The 25,931-nt window shown below is 39.8% G+C and carries 26 protein-coding genes and 1 other RNA gene; 14 read left to right on the top strand and 13 right to left on the bottom strand.

All coding sequences use genetic code 11. The annotated features are described in order from the left end of the window. Nucleotides 1-46: 46 nt before the first annotated feature. Nucleotides 47-1,339: an esterase-like activity of phytase family protein gene (locus B4Z47_RS23360; RefSeq protein WP_216640434.1), complete on the bottom strand. Its 1,293-nt coding sequence runs from the start codon at nt 1,337-1,339 to the stop codon at nt 47-49. Between the two features lie 339 nt (nt 1,340-1,678). On the opposite strand from B4Z47_RS23360, the gene B4Z47_RS23355 reads away from it, so the two are divergent. Both B4Z47_RS23355 and B4Z47_RS23350 read left to right on the top strand, forming a co-directional pair. Continuing rightward, nucleotides 1,679-2,755, top strand: a complete 1,077-nt coding sequence (locus B4Z47_RS23355; protein ID WP_286728033.1) for a VIT domain-containing protein — start codon at nt 1,679-1,681, stop codon at nt 2,753-2,755. Nucleotides 2,756-2,814: 59 nt separating this feature from the next. After that, a complete protein-coding gene (locus B4Z47_RS23350) occupies nt 2,815-4,728 on the top strand; it encodes a DUF2135 domain-containing protein (RefSeq protein WP_286728032.1) in 1,914 nt (637 codons plus the stop codon). Between the two features lie 50 nt (nt 4,729-4,778). On the opposite strand, the gene B4Z47_RS23345 is transcribed toward B4Z47_RS23350, so the two are convergent. The 3 genes from B4Z47_RS23345 to tgt all read right to left on the bottom strand — a co-directional run bounded on the left by B4Z47_RS23345 (nt 4,779) and on the right by tgt (nt 8,021). Then, nucleotides 4,779-5,690, bottom strand: coding sequence for a DMT family transporter (locus B4Z47_RS23345; RefSeq protein ID WP_075991064.1), 912 nt, complete (start codon nt 5,688-5,690; stop codon nt 4,779-4,781). A 97-nt stretch (nt 5,691-5,787) separates the two neighbouring features. Beyond that, on the bottom strand, nt 5,788-6,864 hold the full coding sequence (locus B4Z47_RS23340) for an LptF/LptG family permease (RefSeq protein ID WP_075994638.1): 1,077 nt from the start codon (nt 6,862-6,864) through the stop codon (nt 5,788-5,790). Between the two features lie 26 nt (nt 6,865-6,890). Next, nucleotides 6,891-8,021, bottom strand: a complete 1,131-nt coding sequence (tgt, locus tag B4Z47_RS23335) for a tRNA guanosine(34) transglycosylase Tgt (protein ID WP_075991063.1) — start codon at nt 8,019-8,021, stop codon at nt 6,891-6,893. Between the two features lie 275 nt (nt 8,022-8,296). On the opposite strand from tgt, the gene B4Z47_RS23330 reads away from it, so the two are divergent. Together B4Z47_RS23330 and rsmG are read left to right on the top strand one after the other, a co-directional pair. Next, nucleotides 8,297-9,439, top strand: a complete 1,143-nt coding sequence (locus B4Z47_RS23330; RefSeq protein ID WP_075991062.1) for a glycosyltransferase — start codon at nt 8,297-8,299, stop codon at nt 9,437-9,439. 22 nt (nt 9,440-9,461) lie between these two features. Continuing rightward, complete coding sequence (gene rsmG / locus B4Z47_RS23325) at nt 9,462-10,097, top strand: 16S rRNA (guanine(527)-N(7))-methyltransferase RsmG (RefSeq protein WP_112373803.1); 636 nt, start codon at nt 9,462-9,464, stop codon at nt 10,095-10,097. On the opposite strand, the gene B4Z47_RS23320 is transcribed toward rsmG, so the two are convergent. The 3 genes from B4Z47_RS23320 to B4Z47_RS23310 form a co-directional block, all read right to left on the bottom strand. Continuing rightward, nucleotides 10,098-10,688 carry a hypothetical protein gene (locus B4Z47_RS23320; protein ID WP_286728029.1) on the bottom strand — a complete coding sequence of 197 codons (591 nt, stop codon included), beginning with the start codon at nt 10,686-10,688 and terminating at the stop codon, nt 10,098-10,100. Nucleotides 10,689-10,763: 75 nt separating this feature from the next. Beyond that, nucleotides 10,764-10,997 (bottom strand): hypothetical protein, encoded by a 234-nt coding sequence (locus B4Z47_RS23315; protein ID WP_112373805.1) that lies wholly within the window; start codon nt 10,995-10,997, stop codon nt 10,764-10,766. A gap of 27 nt (nt 10,998-11,024) precedes the next feature. After that, nucleotides 11,025-11,171 carry a hypothetical protein gene (locus tag B4Z47_RS23310; RefSeq protein WP_286728026.1) on the bottom strand — a complete coding sequence of 49 codons (147 nt, stop codon included), beginning with the start codon at nt 11,169-11,171 and terminating at the stop codon, nt 11,025-11,027. Nucleotides 11,172-11,258: 87 nt separating this feature from the next. On the opposite strand from B4Z47_RS23310, the gene dprA reads away from it, so the two are divergent. The 5 genes from dprA (at nt 11,259) to accD (ending at nt 15,659) form a co-directional block, all read left to right on the top strand. Further along, nucleotides 11,259-12,377 carry a DNA-processing protein DprA gene (gene dprA, locus B4Z47_RS23305; RefSeq protein ID WP_070560690.1) on the top strand — a complete coding sequence of 373 codons (1,119 nt, stop codon included), beginning with the start codon at nt 11,259-11,261 and terminating at the stop codon, nt 12,375-12,377. An 87-nt stretch (nt 12,378-12,464) separates the two neighbouring features. Next, a complete protein-coding gene (locus B4Z47_RS23300) occupies nt 12,465-13,970 on the top strand; it encodes an MFS transporter (protein WP_204990942.1) in 1,506 nt (501 codons plus the stop codon). Next, complete coding sequence (locus B4Z47_RS23295; protein ID WP_112373807.1) at nt 13,963-14,190, top strand: DUF6814 family protein; 228 nt, start codon at nt 13,963-13,965, stop codon at nt 14,188-14,190. The genes B4Z47_RS23300 and B4Z47_RS23295 overlap by 8 nt, the downstream gene beginning before the upstream one ends. Nucleotides 14,191-14,495: 305 nt before the next feature. Further along, nucleotides 14,496-14,593, top strand: an RNA gene (gene ffs / locus B4Z47_RS23290) — signal recognition particle sRNA small type. Between the two features lie 223 nt (nt 14,594-14,816). Beyond that, nucleotides 14,817-15,659 (top strand): acetyl-CoA carboxylase, carboxyltransferase subunit beta, encoded by an 843-nt coding sequence (accD, locus tag B4Z47_RS23285; RefSeq protein WP_286728023.1) that lies wholly within the window; start codon nt 14,817-14,819, stop codon nt 15,657-15,659. Between the two features lie 127 nt (nt 15,660-15,786). On the opposite strand, the gene B4Z47_RS23280 is transcribed toward accD, so the two are convergent. After that, on the bottom strand, nt 15,787-16,122 hold the full coding sequence (locus B4Z47_RS23280) for a hypothetical protein (RefSeq protein ID WP_286728021.1): 336 nt from the start codon (nt 16,120-16,122) through the stop codon (nt 15,787-15,789). Between the two features lie 188 nt (nt 16,123-16,310). On the opposite strand from B4Z47_RS23280, the gene B4Z47_RS23275 reads away from it, so the two are divergent. Then, nucleotides 16,311-16,646 (top strand): MerR family transcriptional regulator, encoded by a 336-nt coding sequence (locus tag B4Z47_RS23275; protein ID WP_046674120.1) that lies wholly within the window; start codon nt 16,311-16,313, stop codon nt 16,644-16,646. 220 nt (nt 16,647-16,866) lie between these two features. Here B4Z47_RS23275 and B4Z47_RS23270 read toward each other — a convergent pair whose 3' ends face one another. Both B4Z47_RS23270 and B4Z47_RS23265 read right to left on the bottom strand, forming a co-directional pair. Continuing rightward, on the bottom strand, nt 16,867-17,361 hold the full coding sequence (locus tag B4Z47_RS23270) for a metallophosphoesterase family protein (protein WP_070560715.1): 495 nt from the start codon (nt 17,359-17,361) through the stop codon (nt 16,867-16,869). Nucleotides 17,362-17,364: 3 nt separating this feature from the next. After that, nucleotides 17,365-18,072: a tRNA1(Val) (adenine(37)-N6)-methyltransferase gene (locus tag B4Z47_RS23265; protein ID WP_112373809.1), complete on the bottom strand. Its 708-nt coding sequence runs from the start codon at nt 18,070-18,072 to the stop codon at nt 17,365-17,367. 97 nt (nt 18,073-18,169) lie between these two features. Between B4Z47_RS23265 and B4Z47_RS23260 the strand changes: the two genes are divergently transcribed. Further along, nucleotides 18,170-19,327, top strand: coding sequence for a hypothetical protein (locus tag B4Z47_RS23260; RefSeq protein ID WP_286728020.1), 1,158 nt, complete (start codon nt 18,170-18,172; stop codon nt 19,325-19,327). A 206-nt stretch (nt 19,328-19,533) separates the two neighbouring features. On the opposite strand, the gene mutS is transcribed toward B4Z47_RS23260, so the two are convergent. After that, nucleotides 19,534-22,140, bottom strand: coding sequence for a DNA mismatch repair protein MutS (gene mutS / locus B4Z47_RS23255; protein WP_286728018.1), 2,607 nt, complete (start codon nt 22,138-22,140; stop codon nt 19,534-19,536). A gap of 143 nt (nt 22,141-22,283) precedes the next feature. Here mutS and B4Z47_RS23250 point away from each other — a divergent pair, with 143 nt between their 5' ends. The 3 genes from B4Z47_RS23250 to mtgA all read left to right on the top strand — a co-directional run bounded on the left by B4Z47_RS23250 (nt 22,284) and on the right by mtgA (nt 24,625). Further along, nucleotides 22,284-22,496 carry a hypothetical protein gene (locus tag B4Z47_RS23250; protein WP_112373811.1) on the top strand — a complete coding sequence of 71 codons (213 nt, stop codon included), beginning with the start codon at nt 22,284-22,286 and terminating at the stop codon, nt 22,494-22,496. A gap of 138 nt (nt 22,497-22,634) precedes the next feature. Then, complete coding sequence (locus B4Z47_RS23245) at nt 22,635-23,807, top strand: TlpA family protein disulfide reductase (RefSeq protein WP_286728017.1); 1,173 nt, start codon at nt 22,635-22,637, stop codon at nt 23,805-23,807. A 53-nt stretch (nt 23,808-23,860) separates the two neighbouring features. Continuing rightward, the gene (mtgA, locus tag B4Z47_RS23240) at nt 23,861-24,625 is read left to right on the top strand and encodes a monofunctional biosynthetic peptidoglycan transglycosylase (RefSeq protein ID WP_112373813.1); all 765 of its coding nucleotides are present in this window, start codon (nt 23,861-23,863) and stop codon (nt 24,623-24,625) included. Nucleotides 24,626-24,737: 112 nt separating this feature from the next. Here the strand turns inward: mtgA and B4Z47_RS23235 are convergent, their stop codons facing one another. Continuing rightward, on the bottom strand, nt 24,738-25,193 hold the full coding sequence (locus tag B4Z47_RS23235; RefSeq protein ID WP_112373814.1) for an ABC transporter ATPase: 456 nt from the start codon (nt 25,191-25,193) through the stop codon (nt 24,738-24,740). Between the two features lie 189 nt (nt 25,194-25,382). Then, a complete protein-coding gene (locus tag B4Z47_RS23230) occupies nt 25,383-25,928 on the bottom strand; it encodes a DUF420 domain-containing protein (RefSeq protein ID WP_070563570.1) in 546 nt (181 codons plus the stop codon). Nucleotides 25,929-25,931 lie beyond the last annotated feature (3 nt).

The raw sequence follows: 25,931 nt of genomic DNA, 5'->3' as shown, positions 1-25,931 counted from the left end.
GTCCGTTGAGAATTCAACGGACCTTTTTATAATCAGTCATTAGTCCCTATTTCAGTGGGTCCTTAAGGTTAACGAAATAAATGCTGTTTTTATCTACAGTCTTTATGTAAGGTAATATTTTCGACTCATAGAAACCTTTTCCGGTTACCCCAAAATCATCATCATTACATACCGCAATCAGGGATGGATTAATAACAGCCAAGCCTTCTGCTTTATCATGCGGATACAATTCCTTGATGTCAGTCATTAAATCGGCAACCAACGTTTTATTGACTGGTTTAATATTATATTTAGCCAATGTAGCCGCGTCTTTGAGTTCCTCGACAGTTTTACCGTCAAATAATTTCCCAGTTGCGGTATTATTCGCATCCGAGATATCTGTTGCGCCAGAAAGATCTATTTTATAAATTCTCTTAAATACAGTAGAACGAGTTGCTTCTGTCGCGTATTCCCCATCACGTTCCAAGACAATAAATGTTGAATTGCTCACGGCAGCGATTTCACTCACAGCCTGCAAATCGGTACGCTCCATCATATAGACATATTGTTTCGTGGCGCCGCTCGCAATATCCAGCGTAACAATACGGATTGCCAACGAATTTTTAATCGCATCTTTAGAGGGATTATACAGTGGAAATTGCATGATTCCGACCAGTGTTTTACCGTCTGGTGTAAGCGTCAATCCTTCCATTCCGCGATTAGGGCGACGTTTGGCAAATACTAACGGTAACTTTTTACCCGTAGACCAAGGATTAATCCGTTCGATTTCTTTTCCCGAAGCGTCAAAATGAACGATATGTGGTCCGTATTCGTCACTGACCCACCAAGAACCATCCGCCGCCCTTGCTAGTCCCTCGGAATCGATTCCATCCTCACTTTTCCCTAGATCTTTACCATCAACCCCCAATGCTTTTTCCCCAGAACCACCCTTTCCTTCAGGATTTGGCAGACCATTCAATTTCACGCCATCTTTATTTTTTAATTCGATAACAGACTCTAATGTTAGCGTATTATCCTTTAACCTAAATTTACCGATCTGTGGTGCAAATGCTGGAGTAGCAAATACTTTGCTATCACTTTCAGTTCCATCAATATTCGGTCCCCGATCAGTTAAAAGATAAAATATGGATTTATCAGTAGGATCTTGAACCATCGATGACCCATAGCCTCCATTATACACTTTTACACCATTAATATCACTTAATACTTTTGGATCTGTTGCTATTGCCTTTTGGGGATAGATCAATTCCACAATCGGGTCAATAATCTGCGACACATCATCTTTACTACATGAAGCACACAATAGGGCCATCCCCAGTACACTGTATATTTTTTTCATCTGTTCAAATTTTTAAATAATGCTTACTGCTGTTCAGGTTTATTCGAATAACCAAATTTTATTCCTCTCACCTTGCATGCCTAATAAAACAGTACGGTTAATCTAAACGATCTATGCTTGGCCGGCTGTCCGAATACTGATGCAAACATAATTGCCAGATATTAGCCAATCATTAACATAAGTTTAAATAAACTACATCTATCGCAAAAAGCACCCTATAAAAATTAAATACCCGCGGTTATGGAATTTTGAATTTTCCTGCATCACTAGAAAAATAAAAGCTAATTGTGCCGCGAACCATTGATGTATTCACGGACCTCACCTACTAAACATAGAAAGATGAAAAAGATCATAATTGCCCTTTTCATAATTTTGGTATTTTCCCATGTGGATACGAAATCTCAGATCAGAACTACACGCGAAATACCCAGCTTAAAAATTAAAAATGACAATGGCCAGCAAAACAAGGTGATGTTGGCAGACCTCAAAGTAGATGTCGTCATCTTTGGAAATATTGCCAAAACGACGATGACAATGATTTTCGACAATAAGACCAATCGCGATCTCGAGGGCGAACTGACATTCCCTATGCCGGAAGGTGTCTCCGTGAGCGGCTACGCCCTAGATATCAACGGTAAATTACGCCAGGCAGTTCCAGTCGATAAAAATAAAGGTATCGAAGTATTTGAAAGTATAGAAACACGTAGGGTCGACCCGGGCCTATTGGAAAAAGTCGAAGGAAATAATTTTCGAACTCGGATTTACCCATTACCAGCGAATGGGAGGCGCACCGTTCAGATCAGCTATTCGGAAAATCTGACAACAGCATCCGATCAGGCTCGTTACTACCATCTACCCTTAAACTATACGTCCCCCATTGAAAATTTCGCCTTGGATATTCATGTCTTTCAAGACACACATAAGCCAGATTTCACAGAGAAACCAGATGGTTCGTTGGCATTCTCACAACATAACAGCAATTACACAGCTTCTTTACATAAACAACAGTTTAAATCCCAGCGAAATTTAGTCATTCAACTGCCGACAGACAACAGGGAAACATCAGGTCTATTTCAGGCAAATAATGACAATACCTTTTATTTTCTTGCCAATGCAAGCGTCAACTCCGTAAAACCTGCTCAGAAAAAATGGGGACACAGCATTGGAATTATATGGGACCGTTCGCTCAGCAGTAAAAATAGAGATATAGAAAAGGAACTCGCGCTATTAGATCTCTTTTTTAAAGAAAACCCCAATATGACTGTTGATCTGGGCTTATTGGACATCCGCTTTATAAAAGGGCATACGTTTCAGGTATGTCAAGGTAATTGGAATGATCTCAAAAACTACATCAAAGGAATTGATTACGATGGCGGTACAGATTATAGCCAAATAAAGGCCGGTGTAATACAGTAATACAGGCCAGCAATTACCTGCTGTTTAGCGACGGCCTTTCTACATTTGGTCAAAGTAAAATGAGCCTTGACAATCCAGTCTATTGCATTACTTCATCCAGTGGGTCGGACTATGGTGTCCTAAAACAAATCGCCCAGAAACATATTGGAAAGATGATCAATTTAGTCAATACCTCAATAACTGAAGCGTATCATAATCTAAATACAATAGACCTTATTTACCTTGGGATAAAAGAAAAAAATGATTTTGAGGAAGTTTATCCTCAAAAAGGCGCCCCGATACAAACCAATTTTTCTATCGCAGGCATAGGGAAACTTCCAGGACTGAAGCAGCTCACAGTACTTGTAGGAGATGGGCAGCAAGCACCACAAGAGATTAGTATAGCGCTGCAACCTGACCATGGTGAAATTGATCTACAGCAAATCTGGGCACAAAAGAAAATTGAAGCGCTGGATCTTCAGTACGAAGACAATCGTGAAGAAATTGAAACCCTTGGTAAACAGTTCGGTATTGTTACCCGAAATACCAGCTTAATTGTGCTGGAAACTGCAGAAGATTACATACGTTATGCAATAACTCCACCTGCCGAATTGCTTTCCGAATTTAATCGGCTCATAAAAGAAGAACGTATAGCAAAGGAAGAACGTGTAGCAGACTTGTTGGATCAGGCTCAAGACATTACCAAACAGCTTCAGTCCTGGTGGAACACCGATTTTCAGCAAAAAAAGAAATATCCAGAGCGTAAAAGATTAATTCGCATTCCAGAACCTGCCGTTGCTGAAGAGATGGCTACCGGTGCTGCTCCTGTTACACCCATTCCGTCGCGTCCCGCAGCTAGTCCTGCAGCTCCTACACTAGCCTTAGAATCGCGTTCATCTGACGGAACCTCAGCGAAAAGCATCTCGGCAACTGGCAATGCAAGCACTGCCCATGCAACAACCAGCGAACTGGCGAGGGCGGCCGCATCTGAGGACGTTCTTCAGGAATTCGCTGTTGTTCAATCCTTAGAAGGACGTGTAGCTGGCCTACAAATGCCAAGCACCATGAACAACATACGTGGAAAAATCAGCATCCCCGAAATCAAAGAAGACCAAGCCTATTTACAGGACCTTATTCAATCCAAAGATCCTTACAAAAGCTATCTCCAACTTCGGAATCAGTATATGGGAACGCCAACTTTTTATTTTGATGTCGCAAACTTCTTTTTCAATAGAGGAGATCGAGACAAAGCCTTACTCATTTTAAGTGCACTCGCAGACTTACAAATTGAAAATGCAGATCTCTACAAAACCATCTCTTATAAGTTACGGGAATGGGGCGATTACGACAATGCACTATTCATTACAGCTAAGGTATTAAAATGGCGGCCAATGGATCCACAAAGCCACCGCGATTATGCCCTTGTCTTACAAGACAAAGGTATGTTCAAGGAAGCACTAGAACAATTATATGGGATTTTGACCCAGAGCTACTCCCCGGAAGCCGCCGACCGCGATGACGGTATTGAAGAAACATTGGTTATGGAAATCAATAATCTCATTAAAGCAAACAAAGCTGCAAGCTCCACAGTTACCGTGAACAAAAAATTGATTGCGGACCTACCGGTTGACATTCGTGTTGTTATCAATTGGAATTCACAAAATACCGATATAGACCTTTGGGTAACTGATCCAAATCAAGAAAAATGCTTTTATAGTAATCCAGCCACAGCGATTGGGGGTCGACTCAGCAATGACTTTACTGGCGGCTATGGCCCTGAACAATTTTTATTGAAAAAAGCACTAAAAGGAAAATATAAAATTGAAGTTGATTTCTTTAACGATGGTTCCCTGACCCTAGCAGGTCCAGCAGCGGTCATGGCTGAAATCTATACCTACTATAGCAGTGGAAAGCAGGAACGAAAAATTGTTACGATCTATCTGGACCGCAATAAAGAACGCAGTGTAGGGATTGGCGAGTTTTCATTTCAATAACCTATAGTCAACAAAATAGGCAAGCCAGTCATTTGACTTGCCTATTTTGTTTAATGTAATTTCCGGACGATAAGATCTTTTTGTCTATTTTCCAATTTGGTCTTTACATAAGGGTAAGTGAATACAGCCCCCAGAACAATACAGGCTCCAAGATAAAATCCGCCGCTCATGGTCTCCTTTTGCCCAAATATCAACATCGCTAACAGAATACCATAAACAGGCTCCAGGTTGGTTGTTAGCGCAACAGTAAAAGCAGATAATTCCTTCATAACAGCAACGCCCATAACATAAGCCACCGCCGTACAAACCACACCTAACAACAGCAGATAAATTAAATCTTGCTGCCCCAAATTCATTTCAGCATTGAAATCTCCTGTAAACAACATCAATATGCTGATCCAGAAGCATGCCCCCATCATCTCATAGAACGTAATCAGGGTTGGGCTCGATTTTTTAACCATGCGCGCATTGGCGATAGAAAATATACTCGCGCAAAACGCACAACCAAGCCCCGCCAATAGACCAACGAGGTAATGTGTTTCAAAAGAAAAGATCGTATAAATACCGATGATAATTACCAAACCAACTACAATATCCAATAGCGCAATGCGCTTTTTATTCACAATAGGCTCCAATATTGCCGTAAATAAAGTTACAGAGGATAGCGTAACCAATGTTACTGATACGGTAGATACTTTGATCGAATAAAAAAATAATACCCAATGCAGTCCAACAACGGCCCCCACCATAAAAAATTGGAGAAACTGTTTCCGCGAAACTACAATCGATTGTTTGGTTACCAAGAAATAGATCAACAGCGCGATAGACGCTATTGCAACACGATACCACACTAAATGAAGGGCAGATACGGAAATCAGACTACCCAAAATTCCGGTAAACCCCCAAATAAGTATTGTTAAATGCAGAATTAGAATATTCCGATTTAATTGAATTTTAGTCATATTCTCTAGAATACATTTGTATAGAAATGATGAGCAATACCTATTATTTCCCTTTATAAGGCAAGCTCACTGAAGTTATTGAAAACTGAACAAAAAATTATTTTGGCGCTTTTATCGCCAGGTATAATGCTACCAAAAAGAAGGTAACATTCGGAATTAATACGGCTATCAACGGTGGCAGTCCCCCTTTCAAAGAAAACATCGTTGCAAATTGTATAAAGACGATATACGTAAAACTTAGCGCGATACCAATACCAAGACTCAATCCTATCCCCCCACGCACTTTCTTGGAGGACAGTGCCACGCCCATCAAGGTCAGTACAAAAGCTGAAAATGGATACACATAACGCTTGTATTTCTCAAGTAATAAATCGTTCATGACTCCGGTTCCCCTGATCTCCTCCTTACGGATACGGATATTTAATTCGCGTGTATCCATGGCGGTAAACATGTTATCACGTACCTCAAAATCCGAAGGTTTCATATCCAAAGTCGTGTCTTTAACGGCTCCTTTGTCCATGCGTTCATGCAGTCCATTGATAATACGATTGGTATATCCTTCGATCTTCCATTTTGTTGCCACCGAGTCCCAAGTAATACGGTCAGCCATCATTTTTTCCTTGAGGGTATCCCCTTTGAAAATTTCAAGTACAAAGCCGTATCCTGTTTTGGTTGTATTATCAAAATTGTCTATATAAACATAGCTATTTTTGTCCAATTGCATGTGAGTAGAAACCCTCGAGTTATCCTTGGGTGGCTTTACGTAGATATTTTCAAAATCAACCTTCATTTTATTCGTATTCGGAATAATAAAAATGTTGAATACCAAAGAAATGGCAAATATCAGGGTTGCAGCGATCATGTAAGGACGAAGCAAACGGTTAAAGCTATACCCGGCACTTAGAATTGGGACAATTTCAGTTTGGTCCGCCATCTTGGAGGTAAAGAAAATAACCGCAATAAAGTTGATCAGCGGACAAAGAAAATTTAAGTAAAAGGGAATAAACCCCGCATAATACTCAAAAATAATCTTATCGAGGGGTGCATGATATTTTAAAAAATCATCCAATCGTTCGGACACGTCAAAAACCACCATGACAACAGTAAATATCGCCATAGTGAATAAAAAAGTACTTAGATACTTTTTGATAATGTAACGATCGATTAACGACAGCATTTTTTTACTTGAGCTATTTAGTTCTACAAACGTTGATCCAATATTTTCACCATTTTGTTTTTCCAATCGTAGAAAGTTCCATCAATGATTCGCTCCCTAGCCTGATTAACCAACCAAAGGTAAAAATGTAAATTATGTAAAGAAGCAATTTGTGCCCCAAGAATTTCTTGTGATTTAATCAAATGCCTTAGATAGGCTTTCGAATAAAATTGATCTGCATGCAAATCACTCTCCGCTTCTATTGGTGAAAAATCGTCTTTCCACTTTTCATTTTTGATATTGATAATACCATTTTGTGTGAAAAGCATGCCATTTCTAGCATTACGGGTTGGCATAACGCAATCGAACATATCCACCCCTAAGGCAATATTTTCAAGAATATTTACCGGTGTTCCTACTCCCATAAGATAACGTGGTTTGTCATGCGGTAAGATATCACAGACAACTTCGGTCATAGCATACATTTCTTCCGCAGGTTCGCCTACCGATAATCCACCGATCGCATTTCCTTCGCGGTTAAACGAAGCGATAGTCTCCGCAGATTTTATTCTTAAATCTTTGTAAACAGATCCTTGAACAATCGGAAACAAAGTCTGATCATATCCATATAGCGGATCTGTGCTATCAAAACGATCCACACAGCGTTTCAACCAACGATGGGTCATATCCAAAGAACGACGTGCATACCCATAATCACATGGATAAGGCGTACACTCATCAAATGCCATAATGATGTCTGCACCGATAATACGCTGTGTATCCATTACATTTTCTGGTGTAAATAGATGTTTTGATCCATCGATATGGGAACGAAAGGTAACCCCTTCTTCTTTGATCTTACGTACTTCTGTCAACGAATACACTTGATAACCACCAGAATCTGTTAAAATAGGTCGATCCCAACCATTGAATTTATGCAATCCGCCGGCTTTATTCAACACATTCAACCCTGGACGTAAATAGAGGTGGTACGTATTACCCAGAATAATCTGCGCTTCAATATCGTTCTTCAATTCATGTTGATGAATTGCTTTCACTGTACCTGCCGTACCAACAGGCATAAAAATAGGTGTTTGAATGGGACCGTGTGCAGTTTCGACAACACCTGCACGTGCTTTTGACAACTTATCTTGTGCTTGTAGCGTAAATTTCATTAATATTTTTCCTCTGAGACTATTTCTATTTTAAAGAATGATTTGCCATGGAAATGGCGATATCGGCATTTGGAGTGAAAAATTAAAAACTCATTTTCAACTAGTTGCAACTTAAAAAGTCGTTATAGCTTCCCTAATTTCCACCCAAGCTCGGATTCATCCCTAGAATACGTTGCAAAAATACTATAAAAAGATTTGCAAACAGGATGTTTCAAAAATAAATTATCATTTTTCCCCTATAAAAAAGTTGCGGAAAGCACTTATCTTTGTGAGCTATGCTTGACCTTCACGTATTTTTGGCCAATCTTCCATATATTGCTTTCGGAGTATTGGGTCTTTTCCTATTGATACAATTGTACTACATCTTATTTGTATATAGTAAATTGAGTAGTTATCAAATTGAACCTGTACAAGAAGGAACTGAATTCCCACCGCTATCCGTTATTATTTGTGCGCACAATGAGCAGGATAATATTCCTGAATTCCTTCCGAGTGTACTGAATCAAGACTATCCCAATTTTGAAGTAATTGTTGTCAATGACTTCTCAACAGACAATACGCCTTGGATATTGCATGATTTCGAAGCAAAATATCCCAATTTAAAAATTGTGGATATCAAAGAGCATATTCGCTTGAAACATGGTAAAAAGTTTGCCGTTAGTATGGGGATCAAAGCATCAAAGCACCAGACACTGGTGTTTACCGATGCGGATTGTGCGCCACAATCCGATCAATGGCTCAAAGAAATTGCCGCAGCTTTCAGACCGGAAACAGAAATTGTACTAGGCTATTCTCCTTATTTCAAGAAAAAAAGCTTGCTAAATCTATTGATTCGATTTGAAACCAGCCATACTGCCATGAGTTACTTCTCCTATGCACTAAAGGGCGATGCCTATATGGGAGTAGGGCGTAACATGGCTTACAAAAAAGACCTTTTCTTTCGTAACAAAGGATTTGCAGCACATATGCATATTAAATCCGGCGATGATGATCTTTTTGTCAACCAAAATGCAAATCCGACCAACGTTAACATTGCACTGGCAGCCGAAGCCATTGTCTATTCGGAACCCAAAGCGACCTGGAGGAGCTATTACAAGCAAAAAGCAAGACACTCAGGCGCCTCTACCATTTACAAAAAGCGACATCAGCGCATGCTGGGCACCCAGCTGGTATCGGCAGTCTTCTTTTACATAGCACTTATCGCAACAGCGATCGCCTTTCCAATGTACTGGTATGTTCCTGTTACAGCCTACCTCCTAAGGCTGATCGCACAATGGATAATATTTGCCAACATCTATAAAAAACTAGAAGTAAAGGAACTCATTTGGTGGCTGCCTTTGGTAGACTTCATCTACTATTTCTATATTTGCATCAATGGCATCTTCAGCAGAAAAAAGAAAAAAATAAGCTGGAAATAATTCACTTTTAAAACATTAAGCTTTGAATCCAACAGTTGATATCATCTATAAGTATTTTCCAAAATTAACGGATATTCAAAAAGAACAGTTTGCAAAACTTGCCGACCTCTATACATTTTGGAATAGCCAAATCAATGTCATTTCACGTAAGGACATAGATAGCCTCTACCTGCACCATGTGTTACACTCGCTAGGTATCGCTAAATTTGTTCAAGAGCTCACGCCAGGAACACAAATTTTGGACGTGGGAACCGGCGGGGGCTTTCCAGGTATCCCAATGGCCATTATGTTTCCTGAAGTCAAATTCCATTTGGTCGATTCTATCGGCAAAAAAATAAAAGTCGTACGCGAAGTTGCTGCAGGACTGGGTCTCCAAAATGTTGAAGCAGATCATATCCGCGCAGAACAACTCGACGACAAGTACGATTTTGTGATATCACGAGCTGTGACAAGACTTGGAGAATTTACGCCTTGGATACAGAATAAATTCGCAAAAAAAGATAAAAACGGTATTCCTAATGGAATTCTTTACTTGAAAGGCGGAGATCTCACCGAAGAGATCAAAGAATCTAAGCTCAAAGCAGAATTACACCCGCTTTCCAGTTACTTTAAAGAAGACTTCTTTGATACAAAATACCTGGTATACGTACCTATGTAGTTAAAGTTTGGCATTACCCATAGGAAATTGAAGTCGCCTATGGATAATGTCTACAGAATCCAGGTAGTTCGTTAAACACAGATGGATATAAGCAATCTTCTCATACCGATCATTCTCACGAAGCCACTTTAAGGAAGGCTCATAGTATATTCTAAATTTGCGCAGAGAATCTCCCGACAACTTACTGTATTCCTGAGTCAGCGGATACCATTCCTCGCGAATCAGATCCTGTTGGTATTCTTTTTCAAACTGACGTTGAAGCTTCCGCGAATTTCGTCCCTTTCGACTGAATTTATTGTAAAGCTTGTTCAGATTGACCGCAATTCCTCCCTGGTGAGGCAAGGTCACCATATTTTTCGTATCACCCCAGAAAAAGATCGACTTATACTCCTCCTTTTTTTCTTCCCATTTATCCGCTGCTGATTTACGCTTGATCGAAACAGTATCCAAACGTAAAGTATCTTTTTGACTGCCTTTTTTTCCAATGGTATCTTGATAATAAAATTCCGCTGGATGGGCAAAAACTCCCGGCCGATAAAATGAAAAGTAGACACAGAAAAACAATAAAGATAGAAATCCGATACGTACCATATTTATAATTGACAAACTAAAATAACCAACTATAAATAAAATTAAAAAGCATTTAACTATCTTTAACTTAAGAGACTAAAGACCCAATTCTTTTTTAATTTCTAGGCCAATTAAATTGATTTCTTCATCCATACCGAACATAGGAAGCTCCGTTTCTGGGTTCAGTTTCAGCCAGTTTGTATCATTGTCTTTAATAATCTTTACGTATTCCACACCATCCTTAAAAATAACATACGTATCTTCTTCCTCAGGGAAAACAGAATAAACTACATCCCCCAATTCGATATCAAAAGGTTCTTTTATTTCCATAGTTAAATTATCATTAATCGCTCAAAGTTACCAATTCCTCTTCTTCTTTCCATAATCGGCCAATATTTCATTCCTTGATATCTCAAATAAGCTTAGGAAAAGCGCATTCATGCCATGGCGATCCGCGGATTTTCGAGCAGGCACGCGATCGCCTTCGACTAAGAACTTTGTCATTGCTTTAAAAACATAATATGCCTAAGCAATTCTAACAAAAAGTATGACAGCTACTTATATTTTTCCTATATTTAAATAAACCCGATTATGAAACTAATTTATCCCATAGCTTTGACGAAAATCAAGGGCATTGGCCCTAGGACAGCGCGTAACATCATTGACCAAGGTCACGAGTTGGCAGACTTATTTGCTTACTCAAAAAAAGATTTGATGCAAATTCTTGGGATACGGGAATCGATCGCAGAAGCCATACACAATAAAAGCTATATGTCTGCCTGTGAAAAAGAACTTGCTTTTATCGAAAAACATCAGATACAAGCGTTATGGCTGGGGGACCAAAATTATCCAAATAGGCTACGACAATGTGAAGACGCTCCGCTTGTTGTCTATTATAAAGGGAATCAGCCACTCAACAGCACAAAAATTATAAGTATCGTCGGCACTAGACATGCAACCTACTATGGCCAGAAAATATGCGAAGATCTGCTAGAGGCTATGAATGGTTCCAAAGACACCTTAATCGTAAGCGGTCTTGCTTATGGTATTGATGCTTTAGCACATCGCAACGCACTAAAAAATAATATTCCCACCGTTGCTGTATTAGGGCATGGTCTCGATCGCATTTACCCGGCATCCCATCGTGAACTTGCCACAAAAATGCTAGATCAAGGAGGTTTATTGACAGAATTTACATCCAACACATTACCTGAACGCAGTAACTTCCCTATGCGCAATCGCATCATAGCCGGTATGGCGGATGTCACCATTGTTGTAGAAGCTGCAATTAAAGGAGGTGCTTTGATTACCGCCGAAATAGCCAACAGCTACAATCGCGATGTATGTGCCTTTCCAGGAGCCGTTTACGAAAAAAGTTCTGAAGGCACCAATTACCTCATCAAAACCAACCGCGCGCATATGATTAGAGGTCTTCAGGATCTGGAATACCTCATGAATTGGGAAATCAGTACAAAAGCTGTTGGTCAACAGCTTAGCCTTCCTTTGACATTGACAAAAGATCAACAACTCCTTTTTACGCTCATTCAGCAAAAGGGACAATTAGAAATAGACCATATGATTGACCTCACAAAATGGCCACAAAGTAAATTGGCCTTAATCCTATTGGAACTTGAAATGCAGTCACTCATTCACAGCCTACCCGGAAAACGCTATAAAATAGTCGGACAGACCGAAATTCAAAAGAATTAGCTCTTTTCCGATCATGCAACAGCGCCGAAATGCCGTTTGGAGCGCAATTAAAATGTACATTTATATCCAACCAAAAACCAAAAATTAATGAACGAAAACAATACAAAAAGCATCTGGAAAGTCATCGGAGCCTCCTCCATGGGAACGCTTATTGAATGGTATGACTTTTTCATTTTTGGCAGCCTATCCATTGTAATTTCCACCAAATTCTTTCCGGCAGAAAATCCAACAGCTGCTTTTCTTTCCACCCTAGCCACATTTGCTGCAGGATTTGTCGTCCGGCCATTTGGAGCTCTATTTTTTGGCCGACTAGGCGATATTATCGGTCGAAAATATACGTTTATGGTAACTTTAATGCTCATGGGCGGCGCAACATTTCTCATCGGTTGCATCCCCAGTTATGAAAGTATCGGTTTTTGGGCACCGCTGCTCGTGTTGATCCTTCGTCTCTTACAAGGTCTTGCCCTAGGCGGAGAATATGGCGGTGCGGCAACTTACGTCGCCGAACATGCTCCATTGGGCCAGCGGGGCTATTGGACATCCTGGATACAAACAACAGCTACTTTTGGCCTTTTCATATCTCTGGTCGTCATCCTCCTTACCAAAGGCTTTCTCAGCGAATCACAATTTGATTCCTGGGGATGGCGGCTTCCCTTCCTCCTCTCTTTAGTCATGGTATACGTTTCCTATCTTATTCGTAAGAAGATGAAGGAATCACCCGAATTTAGCAAGGCCAAAGCGGAAGGGAAAACAAGTACAAATCCGCTAAAAGAAAGTTTTGGCAACCGCTACAACCTCAAATTTGTGCTGCTCGCGCTATTTGGTGCAGCCATGGGGCAGGGCGTTGTTTGGTACACCGGACAGTTTTACTCGATGAGTTTCATGAAAACAGTCATGCACCTCCAATCTGACCAAGCCGATACCATCCTCGGTATCGCCTTACTCTTGGGAACGCCATTTTTTGTCGTATTTGGGTGGCTTAGTGACAAAATTGGGCGAAAATGGATCATGCTCGGTGGGATGTTACTTGCCGTATTGACTTATCGTCCGATTTACGAATCCATGTACCAACTTTCCAATACCGAACAGAAAGTCAAGGTGAACGAAACAACGGAGAACCCTCATGGATTAAAAACTGCAGAAACCATTTCCATCATCAAGACACAATATGAGGACCAAACGGAAGTTACTCGAGCCAGCATGATTCATCAATCCGGTAAACTGAAAGGGCAGCAAACAACCAAAACCACAGTCCATATTGCAGGCAAAAACTATATGCTGCTCGTCCTGCTGATCTTTATACAAGTGATTTATATTACGATGGTGTACGGGCCCATTGCAGCATTCCTTGTTGAACTGTTCCCCGTAAAAATCCGCTACACATCCATGTCCTTACCCTATCATGTTGGCAATGGAATATTCGGCGGACTCCTTCCGGCTGTATCGACATATTTAACGACAAATGCCGAAGCATCCAATACCCCGCAATTCTATCTTGCAGGTTTGTGGTACCCTATTATCATTGCCATTGTATGTTTTATCATAGGCAGTATTTATATCAACAACAAATCAACTTCAGCACCCCATGAATAACCTCAAAAAATTCCTCGGCATCTTATGGATCATTTTAGCTCTATTTACAGCCTACTTCTCCATTTTTGAACTGGCGCTGCCAAAGATTTCAACGGGACATCAAGAAGATCTGGTATTTGGAATCATTATCCTGTGCATCTTGACCCCCATAATCTCCATTGGACTTGGCTTATTTGGCTATTATTCCCTATTGGGTGAATACAGCCAAGAGAAAATGTAGTTCCAAAAATGAGATCGACTTTGAATAGGCAAATTAGCCGATTATGCTTATTCAAAGTCGATCTTCCATACGCCAGATTATGCAACTTTCCGACATTTTGAAAAGAACATTTACGGCAAATGGACTTCGTCAAGCGCTTTTTTCACGCCATTTTTAGCTGTTTTACACAAATACCAAATCTACTCCGCCATAAATTGGTGCTATGAAAAGATATCAAATGCAATTTATTGCCATGATAATCAACCGAATAAGATAAAAAGGTGTTTTTTCTTTCCTAAAACTGTTTTTTTTTCTACTTTTGTGGCGGGTAAGTCTTCTACGACCAGCTCCCATTGACTCCCCCAGGTTGGGAACAAAGCAAGGGTATTTGGTTGAGCGGTGCGATAGGAGTAGCTTACCCTTTTTTTATGCCCATTTTTTTTGACTAATCTTCCGGTCCGAAATTCAATTCTAACCTAATAATCAGCTAAATACCATGTATATCCCAATTGTTACCCGCATTTCCCCTATTTATAGAAGCCCTGTTACACAAGGAGTTTTAATCGCTTGGCATGTACATTCAACACAATTATAATTGTATATAAAAGCAAATTTATATAAGTTTGTAATCGAATAAGAACTATCGTATGAGTTGGTTTAAAAGAGAAAAAGCTGGTATTAGCACAGCTACCGCTAATAAAAAAGAAGCACCTGATGGTATGTGGAACAAATGTCCTACATGTAAAAAACCATTGTTGCATCTTGAACAAGTAGAAAACGACTATGTTTGTCAATATTGTGGCCACCACTTAAGAATTGGCTCCAAAGAATATTTTTCAATTTTATTTGACAATAACGAATTCACAGAACTATTTCCTAATCTAAATTCTGGTGATCCATTAGAATTTTTCGATTCAAAGCCATACCCTGAACGTTTAAAGGAAAGTCAAGCCAAAACAGGTCTTAAAGATGCTTTACGTTCTGGCCATGGAAAAATGAATGGTCAAGACATTGTTATTGCTTGTATGGACTTTAGTTTCATCGGCGGATCCATGGGATCTGTCGTTGGTGAAAAAATCGCGCGTTCGATAGATTATTGTATTGAGCATAAAATTCCATTTATGCTAATCTCCAAATCAGGTGGTGCACGGATGATGGAAGCCGCATTTTCATTAATGCAAATGGCTAAAACTTCGGCTAAATTAGCGTTATTGGCAAAAGCAGAACTTCCTTACGTTTGTTTATTGACAGACCCTACCACAGGAGGAGTTACAGCATCTTACGCAATGTTAGGTGATGTAAATATCGCAGAACCGGGAGCATTAATCGGATTTGCAGGACCTCGTGTCATTAAAGAAACAATCAAAAAGGATCTTCCAAAAGGATTCCAGACTTCAGAATTTGTTCTTGAGCATGGGTTTTTGGATTTCATTGTCGACCGTAGACAGTTAAAAAAACAAGTGGCTACTTATCTTAAATTAGTGGGATAATCATTGCTAGGATATAAAAGAAAGCGGTGCCAAGAATATTCTTGGTACCGCTTTCTTTTTTCGCCCCATAACTGTTGTGCCTGCGACCTTATGACGGCTTTATAGCAGAGTTAAATAAGCCATTCTTTTAAAGATATCGCCAAAAAGCCCATATTTTTCTTTTGGACAAATAGTCCGGTTCCACCTCCTTGTCATACGCTTCCCGCTCAAACGAAATACGCCGGTACGCTTTATCAAAATCCCGAAATTGAATAAAATGAACGGCAAATTCAAGAAGATACCAAACATAGAAAAAGAGAATACCTAATTCAAGCGCCTGCCGCAAATGTATACGCTCATGCCGAATCAAGTCCTCGTTCTGTCTAAAAAAGGTACTTTTCAGAAAGATAAAAGGATAAATAGTAATTGCATTGGCTTTTCCAAAAGAGAAGAAATTCGTCCAAAATTTGCTAACTATAATCATATAAGAAGTCCAGACCGTTTTCAAACGAATCAAACTTAGAAAAATTTACCTTTATACACAATTATTATTGGCTTCTTATGAATTGTACTATATCCCTATCGTTCAGTCCTTGATCCGATAAGAGATCGCAAAAATTTCTTTTTGAATAGGAATTTTTATTAAGTTTGCTATAGATTAATTGTGAAGATATGCCGTACAAAGAGCGTGAAATAAATAAATTGTATTATACAATGGGAGAAGTTACAGAAATGTTTGATGTAAATGCATCCCAGATACGTTTTTATGAGCGTGAATTTGATATTCTACAGCCTAAGAAAAATAAAAAGGGTAATCGCTTATTTACGCAAGAAGATATTGCCAATTTAAAGATCATCTTCAATTTGGTTAAAGATAAAGGTTATACACTACAGGGGGCACGTGATTACCTGCGTGACAACAAATCTGAGGCAAAAGAAAATCAACGTGTTGTAGATTCATTGGAGCGTTTGAAGAACTTTCTTCTTGAAGTTCGTGATTCACTATAGCATTGAGAAAACTCTTATAAAATTCCCGAAACGTAACCATTACATCATATTCGCAGTGTTCATGGGATCCATTTCAGTAACGAAATCCATTCGACTATACAGAAGTAGCGCAAATTTCTGGACCCATTACATGAGAACCAAATGTATCCACGATCGCTTTGCCATCACACCATATATCATCCAGCTTTCAAAGCTCAAAAAAGATTAAAGAAAACCCCATCTAACGCTCGTTCAGTTCTATAACCTCAAGATTTTCAATTTTATCTTTATTGATATCAAACCGCATCAATGTCCTCACTTTATGCCAGCCGTGCTTACCCGCTGCACCTGGATTGAGGTGAAGGCATTGAATCTTAGGATCGAAGATAACCTTTAGAATATGGGAATGTCCAGTAATAAATAATTTCGGCGGATTTTTCATCAATTCTCCTTTAATACGTGGAGCATATTTCCCGGGATAACCACCAATATGTGTCATAAAGACGTCCACTTCCTCACACCTAAACCTCAAATCTTCTGGAAATTGTAAACGAATTTCTTGACCATCAATATTACCATAAACTCCGCGCAGCGGTTTAAAAGCCGCCAACCGATCTGCAACATCCACATCACCAAAATCGCCTACATGCCAAATCTCGTCGCAGGCTGCAAAATGAGTAAATACCGCTTCATCTAAAAAAGAATGTGTATCTGAGAGTAATCCGATCTTTGTCATCATTTAAAAAGCTAAAAAATAAGGTGCCAGGGCCGTGCGATATGCTTCTGAATAAATACCTTTAGCAGCATAAATAACAAACTCACGTACTGCAACCGACTCAACAGGCCTCCGTTCAAAGGTTACGATCTTACGTAGCACCGATTCTCCTTCAAAGGAACTTATCCGAACTTCAGTAGAACAATGTAAACCTCTTTCTGTAGAAATACTGACTAAGGTATCCGCTAATGCCGCTGGAAGGATAAGGATTAATTTCCCCCGATTCGATAAGCGTATAGAGGCGAAATCCAACAGTTCAAAGAAAAAATCCAGATCCGTATGTCTAGCCAGTTTCCTCCGTTCATCCGGATTATGCAACGAATCCGTATAAAAAGGTGGATTTGATACAATCAAATCATAATTTCCTGTTGTATCCAGTTGCTGAAAGGAACTAGCATGTAGCGTTAGGCGTTCACGGAAAATGGAATTGCGAAAATTTTTATCCGCCATCAACGCAGCCAAAGCGTCGACTTCAACAGCTTCTATCTGGCTATTCCCAAGACGCTGAGCCAACATCAAGGCAATGACTCCAGTGCCTGTGCCCACATCTAAGACACGTTCTACAGGTTCTATCTCCGACAATGAAGCCAACAAAACACCATCTGTATTGATCTTCATCGCACAGTCAGACTGATCAACCTCAAATTGTTTAAACCGAAATATCGACGCCATACGCCAAAGATAAAACTTTTAGGACCTTTGGCACAAACAAACCCATGTAACCTGCGATTTATTTGCTAATTTAGTCAGCAACAAATCTATATAAGCCATGAATATCCGTCAGCTAGCTCTTATGATATTGATTATGAGCTGTGTCATCCCAACAAAACTATTGCATGGGCAGGAAAATTGTGAACGATATACCGTTGAGACACTTCCCCTTTTGACGCAAGCCTTAAACAACAATGACTTTGACAAAATTGACCCTTTACTTAATAGTATACAGGCAAGCTGTGGTATCAATGAATTTGTACAACGGTTACGCATTCTTATGCAAATCATTGAAAAGAAAAATAGTACTGCAGCGATTGACCTCTATTGGAACAGTCAATTTGATAAAAGCTTTCTACAAAGACTGGATGCGGCAGACCAGGACGATTTCTCAACGCAATACGAACAGCATAAGGAAAAATACAATTTTTACCCATTGCGGCATCCACTGGATGGCCTCATCAAAGTAAGGGCACAAGCACTCCTTGTTTCTGACAGTTACACGTTAACGGATCAGGAAAAAGATATTTTACAGCTTTTTTCAGATACTGACGTTTCCAGTGCTGTACAAGACGGACGATCTAATGAACAAGATAATCAACAGCCATTTCCAGCACCCAAAGTGTACAGAGATAGACAAAAAGCCAAACTTGGCTATGTTCCTTCAATCGGCGTAGTCACCCCACTTGGTGGAGCCAACAAAATTTTCGGAACCAACGTAAGCTTTGGATTTATGCTGATGAGCTCGCTAGAAAGAAAATTTATTTTTGAAGGTGGCTTCAAGGTGCGCATCAACTCAAACGACCGCAATATTGATTACAATTACGATGGCTCCAATGTTTCGGTCAATTCTTCAGCGACCGCATTTATGGGCGGTGCTGTAGGTTACAAAGTTTTTGACAACGACAAATGTATACTGATTCCAAAAGGTATCCTTGGCATAGATATTACAGATACCGGTATTACAGAAAGCGCTTATTCCTCTGGTTATTATGATCCGGATGGTTATTATTATGATGGTGGATACACCGATCGTATGGTAACCATCAATAATGTGCACTTAGGACTTGGTCTCGCATCCCTATTTCGCATGAAAAACCAAAAGTACATTGGTTTCGAACTCGGCTATCATTACGCGCCTTATGATGCCAGCAGTAAGGTATTGATCCCAATACAGGCGAATTACGGAAGCTTGGAACTATTTTTCAGGTTTTAAGCAATAGCCCTTCAAAAACTTTCATGACTTCGCAGACATCAACAACAATGAAAGCGAGCTCAAGGTTCTCTCTAACCAATAAGATCAGGCACTTTCAGAAAAAAATACGCCAGATGATGTTCTGTTTTAAAAAACATGATCTGGCGTGTTCAAATCGAAGAAAACAAGTCCCACTTGAGATCAGGTGTACAAGTCCAAAAGAAGATTTAATTCTTTAGCAGGCGTTGTATCTCATCCAGCTTCATTAATGCCTCAACTGGAGTAAGCGAATTAACATCCAGATTATTCAGCATATCCCTGATCTTATTCAAGACAGGATCATCAATGGAAAACATTTGCAATTGGTAGGCCTGTTTCTGAATCTTACGCATACTATCCTTAATCTGCTCCCCACCAGTTCGCTCCTGCTCCAATCTTTTCAGGATCTGGTTGGCACGATTCAGCAACTTTTGTGGCATCCCCGCGAGCTTTGCCACATGAATACCAAAACTATGTTCTGAGCCTCCTGGAACGAGCTTCCGCAAGAAAATAACTTTGTTATTGACTTCCTTCACCGTCACATTATAATTTTTAATACGATCCAATGAAGTTGTCAGCTCATTTAATTCATGGTAATGCGTTGCAAACAATGTTTTTGCTTTGGCTGCGGGATTATTGTGTAAAAACTCAGCAATAGCCCAAGCAATAGAAATACCGTCATAGGTACTGGTACCACGACCGATTTCATCTAAAAGAATGAGACTACGGTCTGATAAATTATTCATGATGCTCGCCGTCTCATTCATCTCTACCATAAACGTAGATTCTCCAGAAGAAAGATTATCTGAAGCGCCCACACGGGTGAAAATTTTGTCAACCAGACCGATCTTTGCTTCTTTTGCCGGTACGAAACAACCAATTTGCGCCATCAACACGATCAATCCAGTCTGACGGAGTAACGCCGATTTACCGGCCATATTAGGCCCCGTAATAATAATAATCTGTTGTGTCTTTGGGTCCAAGAAGGTATCATTGGTAATATAGTCCTCGCCTATTGGCAGGTTTCTTTCAATGACAGGGTGTCTTCCGCCTTTAATATCCAAGATCTTGCTCTCGCTGATTTCAGGCTTTACATAATAATTTTTCTCTGCTACAACCGCAAAGTTAAGCAGCACATCCAGCTTAGCGATCAGCTGTGCATCGAGCTGAATAGGTTTGATATATTCAGCAATGGAAAGCAATAGCTCTGCATATAATCTATTCTCCAGTGCTTGGATCTTCTCCTCAGCACCTAGAATCTGTTCTTCATATTCTTTCAGTTCCTCCGTAATGTAACGTTCAGCATTCACCAGCGTCTGTTTACGTATCCACGTCGTAGGAACCTTATCCCTATGGGTATTGGTAACCTCCAGGTAATAACCAAAGACATTATTGAATGCAATTTTCAAGGATGGAATTCCAGTGAGTTCTGCTTCCCTTTTTTGAATCTCAAGCAAATAATCCTTACCGCCAAAGGCAATTTTACGCAATCGATCCAATTCCGGATCAACGCCATCAGCAATTACGCTACCCTTATTGATTGCCACTGGGGGCTCGGCCTGAACCTGCAGCTCTATTCTTTCCCGGATAACTGTACAAGCATCCAATTGCTCCGATATGGTCTGTAGCGCGTTGGCATCTTTACGATCTGTAAGTTCCTTCAACTTTTCTATCGCATATAAAGCCCGTTTTAATTGCACGATTTCCCGCGGATTCGCTTTTTGTAGTCCTATCTTGGAAATTAGGCGTTCAAGATCCCCCACCTGCTTGATCTGACCAATCAACTCATCCCTTAAATTGCGATCAGCAACAAAGAAATCCACCACATTCAATCGTTCCTGAATACTTTTCTTGTCTTTTAACGGCATCACAATCCAGCGCTTGAGCAAGCGCGCTCCCATTGGACTGGATGTATGATCCAATACATCAGAAAGGGTGACAGCATTTTCATTCAACGAACCGATTAATTCCAAATTGCGGATCGTAAAGCGATCCAGCCACATAAAACGATCTTCTTCGATACGCGAAAGCGTAGAAATGTGTTGTAGGTTACGATGCTCGGTCTCGTTTAAGTAATGTAAAGCTACACCGGCAGCAACAATCCCCGCAGGCATCCGATCAACGCCAAACCCTTTCATCGACGAAACCTCAAAATGCTTCAATAATGTTTCTGTAGCATAGTCTCCCGTATACGGCCATTCGTCAAGAAAATAAGTATAGTAATGCGACCCAAACTGCTCCGCAAAATCCTTGCTCTGTTTTTTGGAAAGAATGACTTCCGTTGGCTTAAAACCTTGAAGCAATTTATCGATATAGGTAACACTTCCCTGAGCAACCAAAAATTCGCCTGTTGAAATATCAAGAAAAGAAATACCGATCCGCTCTTTTTCGATAAAGATTGACGCTAAATAATTATTCGATTTCTGCTGAACAATATTGTCATTGTAGGAAACGCCAGGGGTAACCAACTCTGTCACACCACGCTTAACGATTGTTTTTGTCGTCTTAGGATCCTCCAACTGATCACAGATCGCCACCCGTTGGCCGGCACGCACCAATTTTGGAAGATAGGTCTCCAACGAATGATGAGGAAAACCAGCCAACGCGGTTTCCGATTCCGAGCCATTACCACGCTTCGTCAAAACAATGCCCAAAATCTGGGCAGCTTTGATTGCATCCTCACCAAATGTCTCGTAAAAATCGCCAACACGGAACAACAATAACGCTCCAGGATATTTAATCTTGATCGCATTATACTGTTGCATCAATGGGGTCACTTTCTTTTCTTTTGCCAACTTGTAAATCAATTTTTATGAAGCGTAAAAATAGGATAATATCGTCGCTTTGGCAAATTACAATATCGAACAAATTTTAACACTAATTAAGAATCTTTGATCTGTCAAATTAATATATTTGATTTCCATATAAACTATTTATTATGAAAGTCTTTTTCGCCACATTATTGCTTTCGCTAATGCTCCTCAACATTGCTTACGCACAAATGAAATCAGATCCCATTTCGTTAACCGATGAATCATATTATAAGTCTGGCAAAACACAGCTTGCTAAAGTGACAGGCCGTGTGCTAAACGCAAGTCCAGAGGAACTCTCAAATCTCAAAATTCAATACACCTTTGTTAACCTAATCTGACCTAGTCAAAGCAGCAATGAGATAAAGGCAAATGCCGATGGTACCTTTGAATTTACCCAAATACATATACTACCTTACCAACAGATATGGTTTAGCTTAGGTGACTATGCTTATACCTGTCTTTACCTTCAAGATGGATTGGAAATCACCTTCGATCTAAGCAAGCTCAATAAAAAAGAGATTTATATGATCGGTGATGGTATTTCGTTTGCAGGAAAAGATGCCGAAGTAAATCGGCAAATGAACGAATATATTTTATTTGACAAGAAGCATAATCCCGATTTTTACAAGCCACTCCGCCAGCTCAATCCAAGCGACCCTAATTTTCAATATAAATTAGATTCCCTATTTAAGATTCAGCGGAATACAGATCAGGCTTTCTATCATACATACGGCACAACATGTAAAACGCTGATTGACGCCGCCACTGATGCCCAGTATACGTACAGACAATTGGATTACTACCTAACAAATAAAATTAAAGTAGCTAATGATAGTATACTAGTTCCTATTTATTCGATATCTAATCATGTCAGCGATTATTTTAGATTTTTGCATTATTACGTGAAATATGTCCTTTACCCGGTCAATGAAACTCGTGGAGACTACGTGAAAGTAGCAGACTATGCCAATCAAACCTTCCCTAAAAATTACGCCGATATTATCAACCTCAGATTTGAAGACGACGATATTGCAGCGCAAAATAAGATTTATAAGACAATACTGAACAAATTAAACAGCAAATGGGCGAAAGAGAATATTAGAATAGAAATAGATGGGCTAAATGTTAAACAAACAAAATTGGAAAAGCTACTGGCGTCAGCAAAGTCAGCACCAAAACAGACCTCACTAGGAAAAATAATCAAAGAATTTTCATTTGATGCCGAGCTCCTCTCAAACCAAAGCAAAGACGGATCCGAACTTCTTAAAACCATCAAAGCAAAATACCATAATAAACTTATCGTATTAGATATATGGGCTACCTGGTGTGCGCCTTGTATTGGTCAGATGCCTTACAGCAAAAAACTATATCATGAGGCTAAGGGAGCAAAATCACCAATAGAATTCGTGTATCTATGTACTGATCAAGGATTAAATCAAGAGAAATGGATCAATAAGGTAGCCGAACTTGAACAACCTGGCACACATATTTTTGTCGAAAATAATGTAATTAGCGAGCTACTGTCTTTATTTAACGGTGCCGGTTTTCCAACTTATGCTGTGATTAAACCCAATGGTGAAATTGATACCAAGGCAATATCCTGGATGAAAGACGTGACATTAGAAAAATTAGAAGAAATGACAAAATAGTATGTGGAATCTTTGCTTTATGATGCTTATGTTTGCACAAATTTTGTAATGATATGGCCATCAAAAGATCTGGTAAACAAAATACGTCCAGCAAACAACAAAATACCTTCAAAAAAAAATCCTTCAACCCATTGAAGTCCATAAAATCTCCGATCCTGCGCATTGCGACACGGGTAGTGCTCTATTTTATTGGTATTTCACTCTTTTGGGTCATTAGCTTAAGGTTCGTCAATCCTCCCATCACCTGGTTGATGATTCAACGTGGGTTTGAACTAAAAGAGCAGGGCAAAGGATTTAAACTGGAAAAAAACTGGCTGGATTACGATGAACTTTCGGACAACCTCAAGTTAGCGGCCATTGCAGGAGAAGATGCTCACTTTATGACACACTGGGGATTCGACATGCAAGGGATTCAGAATGCCATTAAAAAAAATGCACAGGGAAAGAAATTACGCGGCGGAAGTACAATCAGTCAGCAGGTCGCCAAAAATGTCTTTCTATGGCCAGGGCGCTCCTGGTTAAGAAAAGGTTTCGAGACCTACTTTACAATTCTTATAGAAACATTCTGGAGCAAGAAACGCATCCTCGAAGTTTATCTCAATGTGATTGAAATGGGACAGGGAGTTTATGGTGCCGATGCGGCAGCGTCGTATTATTTTAGTAAAACAGGCAGCAATCTTTCAAAAAAACAAGCCGCATTGATTATAGCCATACTGCCAAACCCAAGAGAATGGGATGCCCGTAACCCTTCTGCTTATGTCAATAGACGCGCAAATGCGATTGCAAAATACATGCACCATTATACTATTCCTGAATAAGCGAAGCTATCGCCATTCGGCGGACCAATCAGAAAGAGAAGCAATACAGATCTATAGATCAAAAAGAAAGGCCACAATTACATATGGCCTTTCTTTTATACTTGTTTACAACTTATTTAAAAAGTCGCTTATGCCAGCTTTGATGGAAGGGCACTGCCCAAGCATTCTCCATTTGATGTTCATGGGTAATAGTATTATCAAATACTAAGGTATTATCATTGATGGTACCGTCTGCCAGTAGCTTCTCAAATCCGTCACGGTTAACCACGCCTATTCCTTGATCCCCTTTATATGCAAATTGCATGCGATCAAATAGTTGAATACCATACTTCGATTCAACTCCTTTTAAAAATCGAACCGAACTATCAATAGAACAACCTGATGCAGCCGCCACTTCCTCGTCCACCTTAAGGATAATAAAAAGATTATCCCGCAATTCTGCGGAAGCAGAAAGTGGTTTTCCATGTACTTTCCACTGTTCAGCAAAAGCTTCTAGGTCAGTAACAATCTCCTGTCCCTCTGCTGCCGTTAGCAGACGATCTGCCTGATAAATCCAGATACGCTTCATATGCAAATGATTTTTTACAGATCCATCTAGCCGATACGAATCAACTGATTAACCCGATACTGTTTATACTCCCGAATACATGGAATATCGCACCCATTGCATCCGATTTCGTTTAAAAATTAAACCAGATTCAACAACTCGAATCCGAAGTGCCAATGTGTTTCACCACAATACCTTGACCTCTTATCACTAACCAATATAATACGGAGAGATCATTAAGTAAACGATCACCCCAGTAACTGCAACATAAAGCCACATAGGGTAAGTTATGCGGGCAAGCTTCTTATGACGCTCATAAGAACCCGATATGCCTCTAACAAATGTAAAGAGTACAAAAGGGATAATGATAATGGAAAGCAAAATATGCGTGATCAGGATAAAGAAATAGATCGGTCTCAAAATTCCCTCGCCACCATATTTTGTTTCGATTGAAGTCATGTGATAAGCGACATACATAGCCAGAAAAGCTAAGGAGCAAGCAATACACATTTTGATCAAACGCTCGTGCAAGGGCTTATTGCCCTTTTTTATTGCAGCCACTGCCCAAAAAAGCAGTACAGCCGTAATCCCATTGATAGCCGCGTAGATGGGAGGCAAAAATGTTAGCGGCTTTACATCATAACCCAGCTTTTGTAAATTCACTGTGAAAAGGATAGCAACCACTATCGGGATAGCAATAGATAGCACCCAAATCCATTTACTATACTTTTTCTCCTTGTTAAGACTCTCTTCCATGAT

The organism is Sphingobacterium sp. UBA2610 (genome assembly GCF_002339225.1).
Lineage (GTDB): Bacteria > Bacteroidota > Bacteroidia > Sphingobacteriales > Sphingobacteriaceae > Sphingobacterium > Sphingobacterium multivorum.
Note: the sequence above shows the minus strand (reverse complement) of the source record. Positions and strands in the feature narration are given on the sequence as shown.